The 2236-nt window shown below is 66.8% G+C and carries 4 protein-coding genes; 3 read left to right on the forward strand and 1 reads right to left on the reverse strand.

Annotated features, from left to right (window positions below):
* A partial coding sequence (locus VI238_RS03290; protein ID WP_331648414.1) for a peptidylprolyl isomerase occupies nt 1–240 on the forward strand: 240 nt, incomplete at its 5' end.
* Between the two features lie 73 nt (nt 241–313).
* On the opposite strand, the gene VI238_RS03295 is transcribed toward VI238_RS03290, so the two are convergent.
* A complete protein-coding gene (locus VI238_RS03295; protein ID WP_331648416.1) occupies nt 314–580 on the reverse strand; it encodes a GlsB/YeaQ/YmgE family stress response membrane protein in 267 nt (88 codons plus the stop codon).
* A 187-nt stretch (nt 581–767) separates the two neighbouring features.
* Here VI238_RS03295 and VI238_RS03300 point away from each other — a divergent pair, with 187 nt between their 5' ends.
* Nucleotides 768–1964, forward strand: a complete 1197-nt coding sequence (locus VI238_RS03300; RefSeq protein WP_331648418.1) for an aminotransferase class I/II-fold pyridoxal phosphate-dependent enzyme — start codon at nt 768–770, stop codon at nt 1962–1964.
* Between the two features lie 59 nt (nt 1965–2023).
* A partial coding sequence (locus VI238_RS03305; RefSeq protein ID WP_414650021.1) for a lactate/malate family dehydrogenase occupies nt 2024–2236 on the forward strand: 213 nt, incomplete at its 3' end.

Below are 2236 nucleotides of genomic sequence, written 5' to 3' on the forward strand. Positions count from 1 at the left end.
CGCATGGGCCGCGGCACCAATGGCAGCCAGTTCTTCATCACGCACGTGCCGACACCGTGGCTCGACGGCAAGCACACCGTGTTCGGCAGCGTCGTCGGCCCGGCCGACCAGGCGATCGTCGACAAGATCAAGGGCGGCGACGGCATCCAGTCGATCACGATCAAGGGTGATACCGCGCCCTTGTTCGCCCAGGAAAAGAATCACCTGGACGCCTGGAACGCGGTGCTCGACCGCGGCTGAGGCGCAGCACGCCATCACGAAAAAGGCCGCCCTCGAGGCGGCCTTTTTCGTTCGCGCGCTCCGTGCCAGTGCGTCAGGCCGGCCTGTTGCGGCGGAACATGCGATAGACGATCAGCAGGATGATCGCCCCGATCACGCCGCCGATGAAGCCGGACGGTTCAATCGTGCCGCTGATCGCGGACTTGAAGCCGAGCGTCTGGGCAAGGAAACCGCCGACGAACATGCCCGCGACGCCGAGCAGGCCGGTCACGATGAAACCGCCCGGATCCTTCCCGGGCATGAGGAACTTCGCGACGATGCCGACGAGCAGGCCGACGATGAACATCCACAGGTAGTGCATGGACAACTCCTCCTGGCGGGCGAATAGCCGCGAACACTCTAGCGCATGCGCGCGACGCATGGCTTGCTGCGACGCGTCGCCTCCATGACGCACGCAGCGGCCGCGCCGGGCAGGGCGGGGGCGCTGTGCTAGAATTTTCGGCTGTCCGGCTCGAGTCCGAGCCGATTCCATCCTGCCGAGGATTCGCATGCCGACTCTCGCCGCGCGCATGAGCCGCGCCAAGCCCAGCGCCATCATGGCGGTCGCCGAAAAGGCCAAGCAGCTCAAGGCCGCCGGCCGCGATATCGTGAGCTTCTCGATCGGCGTGCCGAACTTCCTGCCCGGCGAGCACGTGTACGCGGCGGTGCGCGACGCGCTCGCGAAAGACAGTGGCCAGTACGGGTCCAATCGCGGTGCCGATGCGCTGCTCGATGCGTTCCTGCACCATCTCGAAGGCACCGGCCTGCACGGCTACACGCGACGGAACGTCGCCACGGGCATCGGCGCCAAGCACGTGCTCTACAACCTGGCCGAGGCCCTGCTCGACCCGGGCGACACGATCGCATTCGCGGTGCCGTACTGGACCACCTATGTCGACATCGCCGAGATCGTCGACGCGAAGATGCGCCTGATGCCGTGCCCGGCCAGCCAGAACTACAAGCTGACGCCGGCGCAACTGGATGCCGCGCTGCCGGGTGTGAAGGTATTCCTGTTCAACAACCCGAACAATCCGACCGGCATGGTGTATTCGAAGGACGAGATCGCCGCGCTCGCCGACGTGCTGGTCAGGCATCCTGACGTCTGGATCGTCTGCGACGACATCTACAACCGCATGGTGTTCGACGGCGTCGGTTACCACAACTTCGTCAACGCGCGGCCGGAACTGCGCGAGCGCACGATCCACGTGGACTCGATTTCCAAGACGTACGGCATGCCGGGCTGGCGCGTCGGCTTCATCGCGGCGCCCGAGCAGGTCGCCCAGGCGTTCGTCACGCTCAATTCGAACCACATCACCAATGTCCCCGAGATCGTCACCGCGGCCGCGGTCGCCGCCCTGACCGGCCCGCAGGACGTGCCGACGCAGAAGCGCGCCGAATTCGAGGCCAAGCGCGACCAGGTGCTCGCGGTCATGAATTCGATCCCGGGCGTCGTCTGCCCGCGCCCGCAGGGCGCGTTCTACGTATTCCCCGACATTTCCTGCGCGTTCGGCAAGCGCCACGGCGACCGCCTGATCGCCAGCGACGTGGACCTGTGCGATGCGCTGCTCGAGGACAAGGGCGTCGCCTGCGTGCCGGGCAGCGCGTTCGGCGAGCCGAACGCGCTGCGCATTTCCTACACCTGTCCGACGCCGCAGTTGCCCGAAGGGCTCAAGCGGTTCCGCGAATTCTTCGCCGGGCTGAACTGAGTGCGCGGCGCCCGCGGGCGCCGCGCACCGATCCCGATCAACGTTCACTGGAGCACCCCATGAAGACCCCCGTCCGTGTTGCCGTCACCGGCGCCGCCGGCCAGATCGGCTACGCCTTGCTGTTCCGCATCGCCGCCGGCGACATGCTCGGCCCCGACCAGCCGGTGATCCTTCACCTGCTCGAGATCACCCCCGCATTGCCCGCATTGCAGGGCGTCGTGATGGAACTCAACGACTGCGCATTCCCGACGCTCGCCGGCGTGGTCGCCACG

It is taken from the genome of Dokdonella sp. (assembly GCF_036518555.1).
Lineage (GTDB): Bacteria > Pseudomonadota > Gammaproteobacteria > Xanthomonadales > Rhodanobacteraceae > Dokdonella_A.